The sequence below is a fragment of the Arthrobacter sp. NPDC056691 genome (assembly GCF_042791415.1).
Taxonomy (GTDB): domain Bacteria; phylum Actinomycetota; class Actinomycetes; order Actinomycetales; family Micrococcaceae; genus Arthrobacter.
Window position 1 is genome coordinate 1 of record NZ_JBHTXX010000004.1, and the last position, 19347, is coordinate 19347.

Annotated in this window: 21 protein-coding genes and 1 pseudogene; 6 read left to right on the forward strand and 16 right to left on the reverse strand. The window is 66.9% G+C overall.

Translation table 11 applies throughout. From position 1 onward, the window contains the following. From ACFRAU_RS05055 to fabF, 6 genes and pseudogenes are all read left to right on the forward strand, one after another. Window positions 1-1773, forward strand: a pseudogene (locus ACFRAU_RS05055) (pyruvate dehydrogenase (acetyl-transferring), homodimeric type); the annotation flags it as partial. 188 nt (window positions 1774-1961) lie between these two features. Then, on the forward strand, window positions 1962-3206 hold the full coding sequence (locus ACFRAU_RS05060; RefSeq protein WP_377998209.1) for a PucR family transcriptional regulator: 1245 nt from the start codon (window positions 1962-1964) through the stop codon (window positions 3204-3206). 88 nt (window positions 3207-3294) lie between these two features. Then, window positions 3295-4224 carry an ACP S-malonyltransferase gene (locus ACFRAU_RS05065; protein ID WP_377999084.1) on the forward strand — a complete coding sequence of 310 codons (930 nt, stop codon included), beginning with the start codon at window positions 3295-3297 and terminating at the stop codon, window positions 4222-4224. Further along, the gene (locus ACFRAU_RS05070; RefSeq protein WP_377999085.1) at window positions 4221-5282 is read left to right on the forward strand and encodes a beta-ketoacyl-ACP synthase III; all 1062 of its coding nucleotides are present in this window, start codon (window positions 4221-4223) and stop codon (window positions 5280-5282) included. The genes ACFRAU_RS05065 and ACFRAU_RS05070 overlap by 4 nt, the downstream gene beginning before the upstream one ends. Before the next feature lie 81 nt (window positions 5283-5363). Continuing rightward, the gene (locus tag ACFRAU_RS05075; RefSeq protein ID WP_003806076.1) at window positions 5364-5609 is read left to right on the forward strand and encodes an acyl carrier protein; all 246 of its coding nucleotides are present in this window, start codon (window positions 5364-5366) and stop codon (window positions 5607-5609) included. Window positions 5610-5783: 174 nt separating this feature from the next. Next, window positions 5784-7019 carry a beta-ketoacyl-ACP synthase II gene (gene fabF, locus ACFRAU_RS05080; protein WP_377997381.1) on the forward strand — a complete coding sequence of 412 codons (1236 nt, stop codon included), beginning with the start codon at window positions 5784-5786 and terminating at the stop codon, window positions 7017-7019. Window positions 7020-7127: 108 nt separating this feature from the next. Here the strand turns inward: fabF and ACFRAU_RS05085 are convergent, their stop codons facing one another. The 16 genes from ACFRAU_RS05085 to ACFRAU_RS05160 form a co-directional block, all read right to left on the reverse strand. Beyond that, entirely contained in the window at window positions 7128-7631 is a 504-nt protein-coding gene (locus ACFRAU_RS05085; protein ID WP_003806074.1) for a DUF3145 domain-containing protein, read from the reverse strand. A 255-nt stretch (window positions 7632-7886) separates the two neighbouring features. Further along, window positions 7887-8813 (reverse strand): tyrosine recombinase XerC, encoded by a 927-nt coding sequence (locus ACFRAU_RS05090; protein ID WP_377999086.1) that lies wholly within the window; start codon window positions 8811-8813, stop codon window positions 7887-7889. Window positions 8814-8898: 85 nt separating this feature from the next. Beyond that, window positions 8899-10083, reverse strand: a complete 1185-nt coding sequence (gene dprA, locus ACFRAU_RS05095; RefSeq protein ID WP_377999087.1) for a DNA-processing protein DprA — start codon at window positions 10081-10083, stop codon at window positions 8899-8901. Window positions 10084-10094: 11 nt separating this feature from the next. Beyond that, on the reverse strand, window positions 10095-11639 hold the full coding sequence (locus tag ACFRAU_RS05100) for a YifB family Mg chelatase-like AAA ATPase (protein WP_377999088.1): 1545 nt from the start codon (window positions 11637-11639) through the stop codon (window positions 10095-10097). After that, on the reverse strand, window positions 11639-11995 hold the full coding sequence (locus tag ACFRAU_RS05105) for a YraN family protein (protein WP_377997368.1): 357 nt from the start codon (window positions 11993-11995) through the stop codon (window positions 11639-11641). Before ACFRAU_RS05105 ends, ACFRAU_RS05100 begins: the two co-directional genes overlap by 1 nt. 189 nt (window positions 11996-12184) lie before the next feature. Next, window positions 12185-12511: a DUF2469 domain-containing protein gene (locus ACFRAU_RS05110; protein WP_003806068.1), complete on the reverse strand. Its 327-nt coding sequence runs from the start codon at window positions 12509-12511 to the stop codon at window positions 12185-12187. Window positions 12512-12609: 98 nt separating this feature from the next. After that, window positions 12610-13281 carry a ribonuclease HII gene (locus tag ACFRAU_RS05115; RefSeq protein ID WP_377999089.1) on the reverse strand — a complete coding sequence of 224 codons (672 nt, stop codon included), beginning with the start codon at window positions 13279-13281 and terminating at the stop codon, window positions 12610-12612. Between the two features lie 2 nt (window positions 13282-13283). Continuing rightward, window positions 13284-14114: a signal peptidase I gene (gene lepB, locus ACFRAU_RS05120; protein WP_377997366.1), complete on the reverse strand. Its 831-nt coding sequence runs from the start codon at window positions 14112-14114 to the stop codon at window positions 13284-13286. Continuing rightward, window positions 14115-14795 (reverse strand): signal peptidase I, encoded by a 681-nt coding sequence (gene lepB / locus ACFRAU_RS05125; protein ID WP_377999090.1) that lies wholly within the window; start codon window positions 14793-14795, stop codon window positions 14115-14117. It lies immediately after the preceding gene. Window positions 14796-14880: 85 nt separating this feature from the next. Then, window positions 14881-15240, reverse strand: a complete 360-nt coding sequence (gene rplS / locus ACFRAU_RS05130) for a 50S ribosomal protein L19 (RefSeq protein WP_079598963.1) — start codon at window positions 15238-15240, stop codon at window positions 14881-14883. A gap of 259 nt (window positions 15241-15499) precedes the next feature. Beyond that, entirely contained in the window at window positions 15500-16294 is a 795-nt protein-coding gene (trmD, locus tag ACFRAU_RS05135; RefSeq protein WP_377999091.1) for a tRNA (guanosine(37)-N1)-methyltransferase TrmD, read from the reverse strand. Then, window positions 16295-16888, reverse strand: coding sequence for a ribosome maturation factor RimM (gene rimM, locus ACFRAU_RS05140; protein ID WP_377999092.1), 594 nt, complete (start codon window positions 16886-16888; stop codon window positions 16295-16297). A 141-nt stretch (window positions 16889-17029) separates the two neighbouring features. Continuing rightward, window positions 17030-17272 (reverse strand): RNA-binding protein, encoded by a 243-nt coding sequence (locus ACFRAU_RS05145; RefSeq protein WP_076802241.1) that lies wholly within the window; start codon window positions 17270-17272, stop codon window positions 17030-17032. Between the two features lies 1 nt (window position 17273). Then, entirely contained in the window at window positions 17274-17687 is a 414-nt protein-coding gene (gene rpsP / locus ACFRAU_RS05150; RefSeq protein ID WP_102972220.1) for a 30S ribosomal protein S16, read from the reverse strand. A gap of 211 nt (window positions 17688-17898) precedes the next feature. Next, window positions 17899-18333 carry a hypothetical protein gene (locus ACFRAU_RS05155; RefSeq protein WP_377997362.1) on the reverse strand — a complete coding sequence of 145 codons (435 nt, stop codon included), beginning with the start codon at window positions 18331-18333 and terminating at the stop codon, window positions 17899-17901. Window positions 18334-18438: 105 nt separating this feature from the next. Beyond that, complete coding sequence (locus ACFRAU_RS05160) at window positions 18439-19314, reverse strand: VOC family protein (protein WP_377999093.1); 876 nt, start codon at window positions 19312-19314, stop codon at window positions 18439-18441. Window positions 19315-19347: the final 33 nt, after the last annotated feature.

Consider the following 19347-nt stretch of genomic DNA (forward strand, 5'->3'; position numbering starts at 1 on the left):
CTGGTGAAGATCATGAACGAAACCCCGGACGGGGACTACCAGACCTACAAGGCCGAGTCCGGCGGGTTCGTCCGCGAACACTTCTTCGGGAAAACACCACAGACCAAGGACCTGGTCGCGGACCTCTCCGACGACGAGATCTGGAACCTCAAGCGCGGCGGGCACGACTACCGCAAGGTCTACGCCGCGTACAAGGCCGCCACCGAATTCAAGGGCAAACCCACCGTGATCCTGGCCAAAACGGTCAAGGGCTACGGCCTCGGACCGCACTTCGAAGGCCGCAACGCCACCCACCAGATGAAAAAACTCACCCTCGACGACCTCAAGAAGTTCCGCGACCACCTGCGGATCCCGGTCACGGATGAGCAGCTGGAGAAGGACCCGTACCGTCCGCCGTATTTCCACCCGGGCACGGACGCGCCGGAAATCAAGTACCTGCTCGAGCGCCGCGCGGCCCTCGGCGGTTCCGTTCCGGAACGGCGTTCGAAGCACTCGGACATCGAGCTGCCCGAGGCGAAGTCCTACGAGGTGGCCAAGCGCGGTTCGGGCAAGCAGCAGGCAGCCACCACCATGGCCTTCGTCCGCCTGCTCAAGGACCTGATGCGGGACAAGAACTTCGGCAAGCACATTGCGCCGATCATCCCGGATGAGGCCCGCACGTTCGGCATGGACGCGTTCTTCCCGACGGCGAAGATTTACAACCCGAAGGGCCAGAACTACCTGTCCGTGGACCGGGACCTGGTCCTGGCCTACAAGGAATCCGCCCAGGGCCAGCTGATCCACCCCGGCATCAACGAAGCCGGCGCCGTGGCAGCCTTCACCGCCGCCGGCACCGCCTACGCCACCCACGGCGTACCCCTGGTCCCGGTCTACGTGTTCTACTCCATGTTCGGCTTCCAGCGCACCGGCGACGCCTTCTGGGCCGCCGCCGACCAGATGACCCGCGGCTTCATCATCGGCGCCACCGCAGGACGGACCACCCTCACCGGCGAAGGCCTCCAGCACGCCGACGGCCACTCCCCCCTGCTGGCCTCCACCAACCCCGCCGTGGTCACCTACGACCCCGCCTACGGCTACGAAATGGGCCACATCGTCCGCGACGGCCTCGAACGCATGTACGGTCACGACTCGACCGACCGCAACCTGATGTACTACCTCACGGTCTACAACGAGCCGATCGTCCAGCCCGCCGAACCGGAGAACCTCGACGTCGAAGGTGTCCTCAAGGGCATCTACAAGCTCGCGGCCGCCACCACCGAAGGCCCCAAGAGCCAGATCCTCGCCTCCGGCGTCTCCGTCCCCTGGGCCCTCGAAGCCCAGCGGATCCTCGCCGAAGACTGGGGCGTCTCCGCCGACGTCTGGTCCGTCACATCCTGGAACGAACTGCGCCGCGACGGCCTCGCCGCCGAAGAGGAAGCCTTCCTCAACCCCGGCAAGGACGCCCGCCAGCCGTTCGTCACCAAACAGCTCGAAGGCGCCCAGGGCCCCGTCGTGGCCGTGTCGGACTACATGAAAGCCGTCCCGGACCAGATCCGGCAGTTCATCCCGAACGAGTTCGCCACCCTCGGCGCCGACGGCTTCGGCTTCTCCGACACCCGCGCCGCCGCCCGCCGGTTCTTCAAAAACGACATCCACTCAGTCGTGGTGAAGACCCTCCAGCTGCTCGCAGCCAAGGGGCAGGTTGACGGACAGGCACCGGCGCAGGCAATCGAGAAGTACCGCCTGCTCAACGTGAACGCCGGGACCACGGGCAACGCCGGAGGCGAGTCCTAACCCCGGCACCATAACGACGACGGCGGTCCCCACCCACGGTGGGGGCCGCCGTCGTCGTTTGTGGTACGCCGTTTGGGGTGCGTCGGCCCTACACCCGGAAGCTCCGGAGGGGTTGTGATGCAGCACAACCGAAGTTGTAGCCTTTGCACAAAATGGAGCTTGTCCCGCAGGCACCGTATGCTCGAATTATGCCCGAGCCGTCCCCCGCCCCTGCACAGCGCAAACCGCCCTCCCGGACCATGACGCCGGAGAAGACGGAGACCCTGAAAAAACTCAGGGCCAGCGTCGGTCAGTTGTCCACCACCACCATGCGCCAGCTGGAAAAATCGCTGCCGTGGTACAGCCGGCTCAGTTCGGACGAGCGATCCGCGCTGGGCCTCGTGGCACAGAACGGCATCGCGGCGTTCGTCACCTGGTATGAGCGGCCCAGTTCCCCGTCCTGGATCCTTTCCGACGTTTTCGGCACCGCCCCGACGGAACTGACCCGGTCCATCAGCCTGCAGAAGGCGCTCCAGCTCATCAGGATCGTCGTGGAAGTGGTGGAGGACCAGGTTCCGGTCATCGCTCCCGAAGCCGACCAGCCTTCCCTGCGCGAAGCAGTCCTCCGATACTCGCGGGAAGTGGCCTTTGCCGCCGCCGATGTCTACGCCCGGGCCGCGGAATCCCGGGGATCCTGGGACACGCGGCTCGAAGCCCTGATTGTGGACGCCATCCTGCGCGGCGAAAACACCGACGCGCTGCGCTCCAGGATCGCCGCGCTCGGCTGGAAGGCGCAGGAGCGTTTCACCGTGATGGTGGGGAACTCGCCGTCGGAACCCAGTGCCAGCTACGTCAGCGAACTGCGGCGCATGGCCGGCCGTTACGCGGAGGATGCGCTCGTGGGAATCCAGGGCGACCGCCTCATCCTGATCCTGGGCGGCGTGCACGACAGGGAGACCGCGTATGTGAAGCTCAGCGAGATGTTCGCGCCGGGTCCGGTGGTTTACGGGGCGGAGGCCAGCTCCCTGCTGGAAGCCAGCGGCTCGGCGCAGTCAGCCTTCGCCGGGCTCACTGCCGCCCGGGCCTGGCCTGCCGCTCCCCGCCCGGTGGCGGCCGACGACCTGCTCCCGGAACGGGTCATTTCCGGGGACGACGCCGCCCGGCGGTCGCTCGTGAAGAATATTTACCGGCCGCTCCTCGCGGCATCCAACGGGCTGGTGGAAACGCTCGGCACCTATCTGGAGCTGGGTCACTCACTCGAGGCGACGGCGCGGGAACTCTTTGTCCATGCCAACACTGTGCGGTATCGGCTCAAGCGGGTTTGTGACGTGACGGGCTGGGATCCGCTGCTTCCGCGGGAGGCTTTTGTACTGCAGGCAGCCCTCGTGGTGGGGCGGCTGTCCACCCCGCCCAAGCCCGCCGTCGAGCGTGTTGCCGCGCGGAACACGAACTGAACCGTTGTAGACTTCCTACAACCTGACCCCGTGAGGTTGGTGCATGGAAACACCAATGGATCACCCGGTAATTTGGAAAGCTGGATACGTGCTTGCAATCGTCTGCCCTGGACAGGGCTCACAGACCCCCGGTTTCCTGGCCCCTTGGCTGGAACTGCCTTCCGTAGCAGGCCATCTGGCCTCCCTGAGCGAAATTGCAGGTATCGACCTCACTGCGCACGGGACCACCTCTGACGAGGAAACCATCAAGGACACCGCCGTCGCGCAGCCGCTCATTGTCGCGGCCGGACTGGTGGCCGCCAAGTCGCTGTTCGACGTCGAACTCAGCACGCTGCCGGTCATCCTGGCCGGACACTCGGTGGGCGAGATCACAGCGTCCGCGCTGGCGGGTGTGCTCACCGAAAAGGAAGCCATGACGTTTGTGCGGGAACGGGCCAACAGCATGGCCGCGGCCGCTGCGGTCACGCCCACCGGCATGAGCGCTGTGGTGGGCGGCGATCCCGCCGAGGTCCTGGCCGCCATCGAGGCCGCCGGCGCAACGCCCGCCAATGTCAACGGTGCGGGCCAGACCGTCGCCGCCGGCACCTTCGAACAGCTCAAGGCCCTGGCCGAGAATCCGCCGGCCAAGGCGCGCGTGATCCCGCTGAAGGTCGCCGGGGCATTCCACACTTCACACATGGCTCCCGCTGTGAGCGCCCTCGAGGCCCTCCGCCCGGAGCTACAGCCGCAGGCACCTGCCGTGCCGCTGCTGTCCAACTTCGACGGCCAGGAGGTCACAGCGGGCACCGCCGCCGTCGACAGCCTGATCGCCCAGGTCTCGCGGCCGGTCCGCTGGGACCTCTGCATGGAGACCCTCGCGAACCGCGGAGTCACCGGCGTCATTGAACTCGCTCCGGCGGGCACCCTGGCCGGACTCGCCAAGCGGGGCATGCCGGGCGTCAAGACTGTTGCTGTCAAAACGCCGGACGACCTGTCCGCGGCCCTTGCACTCTTCGCAGAACTGGAAGGACAGGCATGAGCACGCCGGTACTGAAGCAGACCCCGCTCAACGAGCACACCCGGATCCTCGGCATCGGCGCGTACCGCCCCAACGTCCTGGTCACCAATGAGGACGTGTGCCAGTGGATCGATTCCTCCGATGAGTGGATCCGGCAGCGTACCGGCATCGTCACCCGCCACCGCGCACCCGCCGACGTCAGCGTGGTCGACATGGCCGAAGGCGCTGCCCGTGAGGCCATGGAGAAGGCCGGCATCGAGGCATCCCAGCTCGGCGCCGTCATCGTCTCCACTGTCACCCACCCCTACGCCACGCCGTCGGCAGCCGCGAGCCTCGCCGACCGGCTGGGCGCCACGCCGGCACCGGCCTTCGACATCTCCGCTGCCTGCGCCGGCTACTGCTACGGCATAGCCCAGGGCGATGCGCTGGTCCGTTCGGGCGCAGCCAACTACGTCCTCGTCGTCGGCGCGGAAAAGCTCTCCGACGTCATCGACAACCGCGAACGCACCATCTCGTTCCTGCTGGGTGACGGCGCCGGCGCCGTCGTCATCGGCCCGTCGGACACCCCCGGGATCGCGCCGTCGGTGTGGGGATCGGACGGCAGCAAGTGGGATGCCATCGGCATGACCCGCTCCATGCTGGACGTCCGCGACCTCGGCCTGGCGGCACGCCGGTCCGACTCCACCGGCGATCTCGCGCTTCTCGAGGAGGCGCAAGAGCTCTACCCGACCCTCCGCCAGGACGGCCAGACGGTGTTCCGCTGGGCGGTCTGGGAGATGGCCAAGGTTGCCCAGCAGGCCCTGGAAGCCGCCGGTGTCGAGGCAGAGGATCTGGTTGCCTTCATTCCGCACCAGGCCAACATGCGGATCATCGATGAGATGGTCAAGAAGCTCAAGCTGCCCGAGACCGTCACCGTGGCGCGGGACATCGCCGATGCCGGCAACACCTCCGCCGCGTCGATCCCCCTGGCCACGCACCGCCTGCTCCAGGAAAATCCCGCACTCAGCGGCGGACTGGCCCTGCAGATTGGCTTCGGCGCCGGACTGGTCTTCGGTGCCCAGGTAATTGTCCTTCCGTAGCAATTCCGATAACCAAGCCGCAACCGCGGTTTGCCCATTTCCGGCATCCTTTGCCGGCAATAACAAGAAAAGGAGCCATCAATGGCTAGCAACGAAGAGATCCTGGCCGGACTGGCTGAAATCGTCAACGAAGAGACCGGCCTGGCCCCCGAGGCTGTCGAGCTGGACAAGTCCTTCACCGAGGACCTGGACATCGACTCCATCTCCATGATGACCATCGTCGTCAACGCCGAAGAGAAGTTCGGCGTCCGCATCCCCGACGAAGAGGTCAAGAACCTCAAGACCGTCGGCGACGCCGTGGACTTCATCTCCAACGCCCAGGCGTAAGTAACACGCCAGCCTTCGCGGCTGAACCCGGCTGGCCGGAACGGACGTTACGTGTCCGGTCCGGCCAGCCGATGCACCACCCAGAATTTTTTGCAGACTTCCCCCGCACGCCACCCACTCCGGCCTCGGCCAGCAGCACAGGACACGGCAGGCGCACCGACAGAGAGTGATCCCATGACACGCAAAGTAGTCATTACAGGTCTGGGTGCCACCACGCCCATCGGCGGCGACGTACCCACGATGTGGCAGAACGCGCTGAAGGGGGTCTCCGGAGCCCGCACCCTCGAGGACGAGTGGGTTGCCAAGTACGAACTGCCGGTCCACTTCGCTGCCCGGTGCAGCACCCCCGCCCTTGACGTGCTGAGCCGTGTTGAGGCCAAGCGCATGGACCCGTCAACGCAGTTCGGCGTCATCGCCGCCCGCGAAGCGTGGGCCGACTCCGGCATCACAGAAATCGACCACGACCGGCTGGCGGTTGCCTTCGCCACCGGCATCGGCGGGGTCTGGACGCTCCTGGACGCGTGGGACACGCTGAAGGAGAAGGGCCCCCGCCGCGTCCTCCCCATGACGGTTCCGATGCTCATGCCCAATGGTGTGGCCGCCGCCGTCAGCCTGGACCTGGGCGCCCGCGCCGGTGCGCACACTCCCGTGTCCGCCTGTGCGTCCGGAACCGAAGCCATGCACCTCGGGCTGGACCTGATCCGCTCGGGCAAGGCCGACGTCGTCATGTGCGGCGGCGCCGAAGCCGCCATCCACCCGATGCCGCTGGCGGCGTTCTCTTCGATGCAGGCCCTGTCCCGCCGCAACGACGACCCCGAGCACGCCTCGCGCCCCTACGACCGGGACCGTGACGGCTTTGTCATGGGCGAGGGTGCCGGCGCGCTGGTGCTGGAGGCCGAGGAGCACGCACTTGCCCGCGGCGCACGGATCTACGGCGAACTCGCCGGCACGTCCGTGACCGCCGACGCGTACCACATCACGGCGCCGGACCCGCAGGGCCTGGGCGCCACCCGGGCACTCAAGGCAGCCATGTTCGACGGCCGCATCCAGGCGGAGGACGTGGTTCACGTCAACGCCCACGCCACGTCGACCCCGGTCGGTGACAAGCCGGAGTACACGGCGCTGAAGGCTGCGCTCGGCAACCACGTGGACAACGTTGCCGTGTCGGCCACCAAGTCCCAGATGGGCCACCTGCTGGGTGCCTCCGGCGCCGTGGAGGCCGTCCTCACCGTTCTGGCAGTCCACGAACGCAAGGCGCCCGTCACCATCAACCTGGAGAACCAGGACCCCGAGATCCCGCTCGACGTCGTGACCTCGGTCCGCGCCCTGCCGGCCGGCGACATCGTGGCGCTGAGCAACTCGTTCGGCTTCGGCGGGCACAACGCCGTGGTTGCCATCCGCAGCGTGTGATGTGGACCTGAATGAACGCTGAAGAAGCCCCCGCCGGTTGGCGGGGGCTTCTTCGTTGCTATGGGGAGTTCCTGCGGCGGGCCCTTGCCCGCTGACCGATCTGGTGCGTCAGCCGACCTGGTGCAGCCAGCGCACCGGAGCGCCTTCGGCGGCGTGCCGGAACGGCTCCAGTTCCTCGTCCCACGCCTCCCCGAGGGCAAGCGAGAGCTCGTGGTAGACAGCGGAGGGGTCGCCGGCGCCGGCCTCGTAGGCGTAGCGGATGCGGTCCTCGGACACCATGATGTTGCCGTGCACGTCCGTCACGGCATGGAAGATACCCAGCTCAGGTGTGTGGGACCAGCGTCCGCCGTCCACGCCCTGGCTGGGTTCTTCGGTGACCTCGAAGCGCAAGTGCGCCCACCCCCGGAGGGCAGACGCCAGTTGCGCACCTGTCCCCTGCGCGCCGGTCCAGGACAGCTCCGAGCGGAACATGCCGGGCGCGGCGGGCTGAGGGGTCCATTCGAGGTCCGTTCGCTTGTCCACGACGGATCCGATGGCCCACTCAACGTGAGGGCACAGTGCGGTAGGGGCCGAGTGAATAAACAGCACACCGCGGGTCATTGCAACAGACATTCCATCCTCCATAGCTGTAGGTACGTCTTCCCCAACGACCTGCATGGACGGGATACTTGCTGCTTTGGGCGCCGCGTGGTGCCGGTGATTCCTGCCTATCTATGAAATTACCTGCCGGCCTGCCAAGGGGCGCACGAAGATGGTGCTTCAAGCGCAACTTGAAAGTTGCCGAACTTGGATCTTATTGTGCCGTACGCCGTCTAATAACGCCAGTGCAATTCGGCGTGGTGTATACGACGCGCCGAAGGACAGTGGCTAGGCGCGCGGGTGCGCCTGCTGATAGCTCTTCCGCAGGCGGTCCACCGACACGTGCGTGTAGATCTGCGTGGTGGCGAGGCTGCTGTGGCCGAGAATCTCCTGGACCGCCCGAAGGTCGGCGCCGCCGTCCAGCAGATGCGTCGCGGCGGTGTGCCGCAGGGCGTGCGGACCGGTGGCGGAGGTGTCGCCCAAGGCCTCGAACAAGCCCTTCACCACGCTGCGGACCTGGCGCTGGTCGACGCGGCGGCCGCGCAAACCGAGGAACAGGGCCGGTCCGCTGTCCGCGGCGGCGAGCTTTCCCCGTCCCCGGCGCAGCCAGTCGTCGACGGCGAGCGCAGCCGGGAGCCCGTAGGGAACCGTCCGCTCCTTGTTGCCTTTGCCGAGCACCCGGAGGGTCCTGCGGTCCGGGTCGAGGTCGTCGACGTCCAGACCGGCCAGCTCGCCGACACGGACGCCGGTGGCGTAGAGCAGCTCAATCATGGCCCGGTTGCGCAGGGCCATCGGATCACCGTCCTTGGCCGCCTCGTTGAGGTCGGCCAGCAGGCGGGCCAACTGCTGCTGCTGCAGCACCCCCGGCAACGCGCCGTCGCGCTTGGGCGCCTGAAGACGCAGGGCTGGATCGGTGTTGATGAGTTCTTCCCGCAGCGCCCAGGCGGTGAAACTCCGTGCCGTGGCCGCACGCCGGGCAAGTGTGGAACGTGACGCGCCGGCCTCGCTCTGGCTGCCCAGCCAGCGACGGAGGGTTCCGAGCTCGAGCCCCGCGGGATCGGTGACTCCTTCCCCGGCCGCATAGCCCAGCAGGCTGGAGACGTCGGACAGGTATGCGCGCACCGTGTGTTCGGACCGGGCCCGCTCACCCGTCAGGTACCGTCCGAAACCCGTGATGGCCCGGGCGAGCGCACCCGGCAGTTCCTGTTTCTCCACTCCCCCACTGTTCCAGCAATTGGCCCAGAATCAAGGAACTGCCCGGCGAGCCGCCCGGCGAGGGGACGTCGCCGGGCGGCTGGCCCTATGTCGATTGCTTGGTGCGCTTCCAGCCTCCCTTCTCGGAGACAGCCAGTCCCAGCAGCGCCAGCCTCCCAAGGCCCGCGCGCACCGATTCGGAACCCAGGCCGGCCACGCTGCAGAGTTTTTCGACGGAGCTGGCGGACCGCAGGGGAAGAGCGTCCAGCAGGATCAGGTCCTCGAGTGTCAGGCCGTCATGATCGGCGGACGCTCCGCTCCTTTCGTCGGGCAGGGACTGGCCGCTGGGCGAGGCAAGCTCGGCGATCTCCCCGGCATCAGTGACGCAGACGGCGCCGCCGTCGCGCAGGAGCCGGTGGCAGCCGGTCGAGTTCGCGCTGTGGACTGAGCCGGGAACGGCTCCCACGGCACGGCCCAGGGTTTCCGCGTGATGGGCGGTATTCAGGGCGCCGGACCGCCATCTGGCCTCCACCACAACGGTGACGGACGCGAGGGCGGCGATCAGTCGGTTCCGCTGGAGGAACCGGTACCGGGTGGGAGCCGAACCGGGCGGAACCTCCGCGAGCACGGCACCCTGGTTGGCAACGGCGCGCAGGAGATCCTCATTCCCGGAGGGATAGAAGCGGTCCACGCCACCGGCCATCACGGCGATGGTCGGCATGGCATCCGAGCCCCCTGCCAGGGCCGCCCGGTGCGCGTGGGCATCAATTCCGTAGGCGCCGCCGGACACCACTGTAAATCCGCGTTGTGCCAGCGAATAGGCCACGTCACCGGTGACTGAGGCGCCATAGCTGGTGCTGTCCCGCGAGCCCACCAGGGCCACCGCCTTCGCTGCCGGAGGAAGCTCTAGCTCAATGCCGCGCCACCACAGGCAGATGGGCTGGTGCAGGCCAAGGTCGTCGAGTTGCCGCGGCCACAGGCTGTCCGCCGGGATGATCATCCGGCCGCCCAGGCGCTGCATGGTGGCCAGGTCCCGTTCCGGGGCGAGGTCGGGAATCCTCGGAGCCCAGCGCTTCAGCGCGGCACCGAGTCCGGCCCAGGAAGCCACGGCACTCTGCTCTGCCAGCAACCCGGTGATGTCCTGCTCCAGCGCCGGCCCGTAACTGACCTGTCCCGTGGCTATCCGCAGCGCGTCTTCAGCCCCGGCAACATGCACCAGGGCCAGTCCTGCGACGTCCTGTGGCTCCATCAGCCTCGACAGTGCGGCACGGGCAAGTCTCTCGTTCTGCATGTGGGTTCCTTTCACGCTGCTGCCGAAGCGGTCTGGCGGAGGCTTAGGGCCTGTCCGATATCGTTCCCGTCTGGCTGCTCCCGGCCACCGAGGTCGGCCAAAGTCCAGGCGAGGCGGAGCACACGGTCGTAGCCCCGGGCCGTGAGCACCCCGCGTTCCAGAGCATGGTCCAGGATCCGGGTGGTGGCGCCGGCCAGTCTCAGCTCGCTGCGCAGGATGCGGCCGGGCACCTGGGAATTTGTCTCAATGCCCCAGGGCTGAAGCCGCTGCAGCTGGCGGGCCCGGGCGGCGAGGACGCGGGCACCGACCGTTGCGCTGTCCTCCGCTCCCCCGGACTGGCCAAAGTCCGCCAGCGATACACGGTCCACCTGCAGCTGGATGTCCACGCGGTCCAGGAGCGGCCCGGACATGCGCGACATGTAGCGGCGCCGCATGAAGGGGGTGCAGGTGCATTCGATGCCCTTGCCCGCGGCCTTGCCGCACGGACACGGATTGGCCGCCAGCACCAGCTGGAACCGGGCAGGGTAGGCCGCCGCTCCCGCCGAGCGGTGGATGACCAGCTCGCCGCTCTCAAGCGGTTGCCTGAGCGCATCCAGGACCCTGCGTTCGTATTCGGGTGCCTCGTCCAGAAACAGAATTCCCCGGTGTGCCCGCGACGCCGCGCCGGGACGCGGCAGCCCCGACCCGCCCCCGATGATCGCGGCTGCCGTGGCCGTGTGGTGCGGATTCTCGAAGGGCGGCCGCCGGACCAGCTGCACTCCGGCCGTGGGGAGCTGGCACAGGGAATGGATCGCCGTCACTTCCATCGCCTCCGTGTCGCGCAGATCGGGCAGAAGCCCGGGGAGCCGCTCGGCCAGCATGGTCTTGCCGGCGCCGGGCGGGCCGGTCAGCAGCAGGTGGTGCGCACCGGCGGCGGCGACTTCGAGGGCACGGCGTGCCTCTGCCTGGCCGGACACGTCACACATGTCCGGGACAGTCGCGTCCACGGACTCAGGCTCAGCCCCGGCGGGTTCGTCGTCCGGTTCGAGGTCGAGGACAAGTTCCTGCGGGTCGGCGCCAAAATCGAACACCAGCCGCGCCAGGGTCCGGTAGCCCCGGACCCGGGCACCGGGGACGAGTTCCGCCTCGGCAGCGTTGGCCTGGGCCACCACAATGTCCTGGAACCCCGCCCGCACCGCGGACATCACGGCAGGCAAGATGCCGCGGACGGGCCGCAGCCGTCCGTCCAGGCCCAGCTCGGCAATGAAGACGGTGCGCCCGGTGGGCCTGATGTCCTCTGCGGCCCGCAGCACCGACATCGCGATGGCAAGGTCGAAGCCGGAACCGCGCTTGGGCAGGGACGCCGGAATGAGGTTGGCGGTGATCTTCCGCCGGCTCAGCGGAATGCCGGAGTTCTGCGCCGCCGAGCGGATGCGGTCCCTGGCTTCGTTGAGGGAGGCGTCCGGCAGGCCGAGAAGCACAAAGGCCGGCAGTGTCTGGCCGATGTCGGCCTCGACCTCCACGATGTAGCCGTTGAGGCCGACGAGGGCCACCGAATAGGCTCTCCCCAGCGCCATCACAGCACCTCCTTGAGGTGCTCAACCGTGGGTTCGCCGGCGCCGTCGTCCAGCACGGCGATCACGTCCACCCGGCGCAGCGGCAACCGCAGTCCGTGGTACCGGCACCATGCCGAACCAAGGCGGTGCAGCCGGGCGAGCTTGTCTGCGCCCACCGCCTCGAACGGGTGACCGTAGGCGAGCGAACGCCGCGTCTTCACCTCGGCTATGACGAGGGCATCGCCGTCCAGCGCGACGATGTCGATTTCGCCGTCGGGGCAGCGCCAGTTGCGCTCCACGATCAGCATCCCCAGCGATTCCAGGTACTCCGCCGCGAGCTCTTCCCCGCGCCGGCCCAGCAGGTCCTTGGCTTTCATGTCCACCTCCGCAACAAGACTGCGGCGGCGCGGTCACGCGGAACAGGGCACGCTCACGCTATGTGGAAAGACCCTCGGGATACCGGCGAAAGGCCGTTAGGGTGCCCGGAAAAGACCGGCTGTGGAGGAACAGTGCTCCGGGAACAGGGACCCTGGGCGGCCGTGGAGGAACGCAGGAAAGCAGCAGCCTCAGTTGCCGAGGTCGACGTCCTTGGGCAGAGCGAGTTCCTCGTTCCGCGGCAGTTCCTCGACGTTGACGTCCTTAAACGTGATGACCCGGACGCTCTTCACAAACCGTGCCGAACGGTAGACATCCCAGACCCAGGCGTCCTGGAGCGTGAGGTCGAAGTAGACTTCGCCGTCGGCGCTTCGCGCCTGCAGGTCCACGTGGTTGGCGAGGTAGAAGCGCCGCTCGGTCTCGACCACATAGCTGAACAGACCCACGACGTCGCGGTACTCCCGGTAGAGCTGGAGCTCCATATCGGTCTCATAGTTCTCAAGGTCTTCGGCACTCATGGTTCCATCTTGCACCATGCGGCGTCGAAGCCGCGCACCGCGCTACCCGGAGACCAGCTCCGCAACACGGAGTAAGTCAGCAACCCGGACCAGGTCCGCTACGCGGACAGCAGGTTCCAGCTGATCCGGTGGTAGGGGCTTGGGCCGCGGGTGCGGATCGCCTCCCGGTGCGCCGCCGTGCCGTAACCCTTGTTGACGTCCCAGCAGAAGTCCGGGTACTCGAGATGGAGCTGCTGCATGTGCTGGTCGCGCTCGACCTTGGCCAGGACACTCGCGGCGGCCACGCTGAGGCACTGCATGTCGGCCTTGACCAGGGTGTGGACGGGCGCGTCACAGCCGGCATCCGCCACAACCGCATCAAACAATGACGGCTGGACGGCGGGAGACAGCCAGTTGTGGCTGCCGTCAAGCAGGACGACGTCGGGTGTGATGCCGGCGCCGAGGATTTCGAACCAGGCCCTGTTTCCGGCGGCCCTGAGGGCGCCCATGATACCGAGTTCGTCGATTTCGCTCGCGCTGGCATGGCCCACGGCGGAGGCGACGCTCCAGGCCCGCACCAGCGGGTCGAGGCGTTCGCGGTCTGCCGCCTTGAGCAGCTTGCTGTCCCGCACGTCGGCGAGCAGTTCCATGTTCTGCAGGTCCACGACGGCGATTCCCACGCTCACCGGCCCAGCGAGGGCGCCGCGGCCTACCTCGTCGACGCCGGCCAGGAACCGCGCCCCGCGGGGCAGGAAGCGCTTCTCGTAGTCAAGAGTGGGTGCTACAGACATGGCTAACCTGCCGAGGGTACATTCTTGAAGACGTCGGGATAGTTGTCCAGGGCCGCCCAGCGGTTCATCGGCCAGGCGATGACCGCTGCCTTGCCTTCGATGTCCGCGATGTCCACGAAGCCGCCGCTGGTGTCGGTGTGGGCACGGGAATCCGCCGAGTGGTTGCGGTTGTCCCCCATCACCCAGACTTTGCCCTGCGGGACGACGACGTCGAAGGTGCGCACTGCCGGAACCTCGGCAGGATTGACGTACTTCTCATCCAGTGCGGCGCCGTTGACGGTGATCTTGCCTCCGGCGTCGCAGCAGACAACGTGGTCCCCGGGGAGCCCGATGACCCGCTTGACCAGGTGCTGCTCGGAGTTGTCCGGCAGCAGGCCCACGAAGGTCAGCCCGTCCTCCACAACGCTGAACGGGCCGTCGGCCTTTTGCGGTGTGGGTGGCAGCCAGCCCTTGGTGTCCTTGAAGACCACCACGTCCCCGCGCTCCAGGGCGAACGGCTCCGGAACAAGGAGGTTCACGAAGATGCGGTCGTTGATGTCCAGCGTGTTCACCATCGACTCGGACGGAATGTAGAAGGCCCGGAACAGGAAGGTTTTGATGAGGAAGGACAGCACGACGGCGATCACCACCACCGTGGCGATCTCCTTCAGCCACAGCAGGAATGGGTTGCGGGCACGGGCCTTTTCCTGGCGGCGGGGGCCGGCAGGAGCAGGTGATCCTGGTCCGGATCCGCCTGGGGCGGACACCTCAGGAACGGGCTCTTGGGCGGCATGCCGTCCCGGCCGCGCGGCGGCCTGCCGCGGTTCGGAGCTCCCGGGATCAATTTCCGGCATCTACTGTCCGTCCTTAGTTGTTGTAATGGCCGCCAACGGCGGCCGCGCCACTGACGCAAATCTATCAAGCGGCCAGAGAATCTGTACCGGCCTGCCGATCACCCTGTCCGACCGCACCATGCCGCCGCCCGGCGCCCCCAGCAGGCTGCGCGAGTCCGCGGACACCGACCGGTGGTCACCGAGCAGCCACAGCCGGCCCTCCGGAACAGTCACGTCGAACTTCTGGGTGCTCGCGGCATCACCGTCATACAGGTAGGGTTCCACGAGCGGCTGACCGTTGACTGTGAGGCGTCTGCCGGCGTCGCAACAGACCACGTGGTCGCCGGGGAGCCCGATGACCCGCTTTACATATGTAGTATCACTGCCGGTCAGTCCCAGCCAGTGCCCTGCCGCGGCCGCTGCTTCCTGCACCGGACCTTCCCCGCTGTTCAGCGGTGCGAACGAGCCGCGGCCGTCGAACACGACGACGTCGCCGCGGCGGATCGGTTCAGACTGGAAGGCCGTGCGGGACACCAGGATCCGGTCACCCGTGCCGAACAGCGGCTCCATGGAGGCGGATGGAATGTAATAGACGTCCAGCCAAAGGGAGCGGATCAGCCCGCTGGCCAGGACGGCAGCCAGCACTGCCAGCAACGCAAAACGCCAGCCCGGTTTCCCTGGCTGGCGCTTTGTCTGGTCCATAATCCGTATCCTGTGGCGCTGTTGCGGATGGCTCCGGCGCTGGCCGGACACGGGTTGAGGACCCGCCGTGAAAGTCCGGCTGGACTTACTTGGCGGTGCTGAAGTCGCGCTTTTCCTTGATCTTCGCAGCCTTACCGCGCAGTGCACGCATGTAGTAAAGCTTGGCGCGGCGGACGTCACCCTTGGTGACAACCTCGATCTTGTCGATGATCGGGGAGTGCACCGGGAAGGTACGCTCAACGCCGACACCGAAGGAAACCTTACGGACGGTGAAGGTCTCGCGGACGCCGTCACCCTGGCGGCCCAGGACGAAGCCCTGGAATACCTGGACACGGGAGTTCTTGCCTTCGATGATGTTCACGTGAACCTTGAGGGTGTCACCCGCGCGGAACTCGGGAACGTCAGTGCGCAGCGAGGCTGCATCTACGGAATCGAGGATATGCATTGATCCACTCCTGGTGAACGCCACAGGTCATCCACTTTGGGTCACGGCGGCCAAGTCCGGAGTAGTCCGGGAATCGCCGCCGAAGTGTTGAGATCCGGTTCCGCCACCCTTTGGCGGCACCGGGGTGTCTTGCTGTTGGTTGCGCTCCCCCTGTGGCAGGTGCGGACCCAGCAGACACAAGGACTAATTTTGCCACAATCAACCAGAACAAACCAACTAAGGGCCTTTGGGGCCGCCCGGCACCTCGGCCCGGACCCGCCTAGACTTCCGGCCGGGGCCTGGGGTGACCGTCGACGACGTCGTACCCCAGGTCCGCGAGAGCGGTGCGGTCCGCGCGGGGCAGCGTCCCGGCGTCGAACGTCTGCAGCAGGTCAGGACGGCGTTCCGCCGTCCTTCGGTACTGTTCGTGCCGGCGCCACTGCGCGATCTTGCCGTGGTTGCCGCTGAGCAGGACGGCCGGGACTTCCCGTTCGCGCCAGACCGACGGCTTGGTGTAGACGGGGTACTCGAGCAGGCCGTCCGAATGCGACTCCTCCACGAGTGACTCGGGGTTACCCACCACGCCGGGGAGCAGCCGGCCGATGGCTTCCACCATGGCCAGGACGGCCACTTCACCGCCGTTGAGGACGTAGTCGCCGAGGCTGACCGGGCGGACGGTAAAGTGCTCCTCGGCCCATTCGATGACGCGCTCGTCAATACCCTCGTAGCGCCCGCAGGCGAACACCAGCTGCTCTTCCTCGGCAAGGTCGTAGGCCAGTGCCTGGTTGAAGCGCTCCCCCGCCGGGGACGGAACGATCAGCACGGGCTTGGCCGCACCGGCCGGCCGGGCGGCCGCCACGGACTCCAGCGCCAGGGCCCACGGCTCGGCCTTCATCACCATGCCGGCGCCGCCGCCGTAAGGCGTGTCGTCCACGGTACGGTGGCGGTCCGCGGTGAAGGTGCGGAGATCGTGCACGGTCAAGTCCAGCAGCCCGTCCTGGCGGGCCTTGCCGATGAGCGACAGTTCCAGCGGTGCCAGGTACTCGGGAAAGATACTGACGACGTCGATTCTCATCTACGCGTTGGCCTCCGGCTCAGCGTTGTCCCCGGCGGAGTCCTCATCGGAGTCCGAGCCGCTGGTCTCCGGATCCCCGGCACCGTCCTCGTTGATCTCGAGCAGGCCAGCCGGCGGAGTGAGCAGGACGTAGCCCTCCTCAGTGTTCACCTCGGGGACGATCTGTTCCACGAACGGGATGAGGATTTCCTTGCCGTCCGGCGTTTCGATGACGAGCAGGTCCTGCACGGGCATGGTGTTCAGGGCGGTGACCTTGCCCACGGCCCGGGAGCCGACACGGGCCTCGAGGCCGACGAGCTCGTGTTCGTACCAGCCCTCGTCGTCGTCCTCACCAAGCTCTTCGGTCTCGATAAACAGCTTGGCGCCGCGCAGGGTTTCGGCGCGGTTCCGGTCGGCCACCTCCTCAAAACCGAGCAGGAGGATGTCCTTGTTCCAGCGGGCGCTGCGCACGGTGAGCGGCCCCGCGGAGGCCGGTTCCACCACGAACTCGGTGCCGGGAACGAACCTGTCCTCCGGCGCGTCGGTGAGGACCTGGACGGTCACCTCGCCGCGGATTCCGTGGGGCTTGCCGATACGGGCCACCTGAAGCTGCATGTGTTCCTCTGTTTGGACTGCGTGTTGATGCGGGGGTAGGACTTTTGCGGGCGTCCTGAATAGTCAGGGCCCAAAACAGTCCGGCCCCTCCACCGTTAGCTGGTGGAGGGGCCGGACGTTAAGACAAGTGTTGCAGGCGCGTTACCGGCGGCGGTCGGTGTCGACGACGTCGACCCTGACCTGCTCGCCATCTGCCAGCGCCGCCACGACTGTGCGCAGCGCACGCGCCGTGCGGCCCTGGCGTCCGATTACCCGTCCGAGGTCTTCCTGGTGAACGCGCACCTCGAGGGTATCCCCGCGGCGGTTGTTCTTGGCACTGACCTTGACATCCTCAGGGGAGTCGACAATGCCACGGACAAGGTGTTCGAGCGCTTCTGCCAGCAACTTACTCAGCCTCGGTGGTCTCTGCTTCAGCCTCGGCGGGGGCTTCCGATGCCTTGGCCTTCTTGGTGATGGCTTCCGGGATGATCACGGAACCCTTCTCCGGAGCAACGAATGCTTCCTTGTCGGCCTTGGTCTTCAGGGTGCCTTCCTGGCCCGGCAGACCCTTGAACTTCTGCCAGTCACCGGTGATCTTCAGGATCGCGGCGACCTGCTCCGACGGCTGTGCGCCGACGGACAGCCAGTACTGTGCACGCTCGGAGTTGACCTCGATGTATGAGGGCTCCTCGGTGGGGTGGTACTTGCCGATCTCTTCGATGGCACGGCCATCACGCTTGGTGCGCGAATCGGCGACAACGATGCGGTAGTACGGTGCGCGCATCTTACCGAAGCGCTTAAGGCGAATCTTTACGGCCACTTTTGTGGTCACTCCTGTTTCTGAAACGGGGTTGAACCCGCGTTCTGCACCCGTGGGGCGGGCCGTACTTGGGGGTTCGAAAAGGACAGGATCCGGACGCGGAGAGAGGGGCCACGCAGATCGAGTACCTGTCTATTGTGCCAGATCGTCCGCGTTATTTCGACTTGACATGCGGACGGAGTCTGGCTGGTGCCAGGAAATCCAGGCTGCGCTAGGAAGACCAGACATAGAGGCCGGTCCTGCTGCCTTCTTCCACGGTGCCGGCAAGCTCTGCCAGCTGCTGGACGTAGTTCCTGGCTTCCCCGGCGCCAAAGGGCATGTCGTCCTCGGCGGCCCAGCGCTCGGCCACCTCATCCAGAACGTTGCCCTCACCCTCGGATTCGTACGTGAGGAGCTCAGCCAGCGCCCGGACCATCGCCGCCGGCACGCCGAGCAGTGAATCGCTTGCCACGTCAACCATGGCCAGTTCGTAGTCCGCGCCCGCGGCGTGGACCGCGGCACCGGCGAGGTCGCCAAGCTGTTCGATCTCAAAATCACTGATGCCGGCAATCCGGATGCCGTCTCCGGCGGCGGCGCCGCCTTCCAGCGCCTCCGCACGCTTGAGGGCGTCATTGTGGGTGGCGACAAACAGTTCGGTGAAGCCCATGGATTCGTCCTCATTCCGTCGGCGGTGCGCGCCCGGCAGCGGCGGCGCCGGGGCTCTTCGAATGTCAGCCTAACCCAACCGGGTTCGCCGGGCTTAGCGCGCTGGTTATCGAACGGCGACGCGGAGGCGGTTGCGCCACGGATCCTGAAACCGGAGCTCGGCGCCGGTGTGGTGCGATTCGACTCCGGCGACCTTAAGGCGGTCGGCGAGGGCGCCGACGTCGTCCCCCGACGGGACTTCGATCAGGACCTCACCGAGGCCGAGGGTGTCGCGGCGCGGGCCCGCGCCACGGCTGTTCCAGACATTCATGGCCATGTGGTGGTGGTAGCCGCCGGCCGACACAAAGAGCGCCTGGCCGTGCCAGCCGGCCGTCTTTTCGAATCCCAGGGTGCCGACGTAGAAGTCATGGGCTGACTGCACGTCACCCACCTGCAGGTGAACGTGGCCCACGCCTGCGTCGGTGCCTCGCTGGCCTTCCACAGACTCCTGCGTGAGGTGGTCCTGGAGGTACTTTTGCGGCGGCAGCGCCAGGCTGTCCATGACTACGTTCTTGCCGTCCCAGGACCAGGCCTCGCGCGGGCGGTCCCAGTAGAGTTCGATCCCGTTGCCTTCCGGGTCGGTGAAATAGAAGGCCTCGCTCACCAGATGGTCGGCGCTGCCCACGAAGGCCTGCGGCTCGTACTGGGCCGCGCTGGCAATGGTGGCGGCCAGCGAGGACTGGTCCTCGAACAGGAGCGCTGTGTGGAAGAGGCCGGCCTCGCCCCGGCCGGGAATGTTGAGGCCCGGAGCGGGCGCGAGGTGCACCAGGGGCGTCTTGAGCCGGCCGAGGTAGAGGCCGCCGTCCTGCTCGGCGACGACGTCGAGGCCGAGGGCGCGCTGGTAGTAATCGGTCATGAGCTTCATGTCGCCCACCTTGAGCATGACGGTGCCCATGGTGAGGTCGGCAGGAAGCAAGTCCTGGCTGCTGTCTGCTGCTGTCATTGAATACTCCCGAATGTCCGGACCACCGGATTT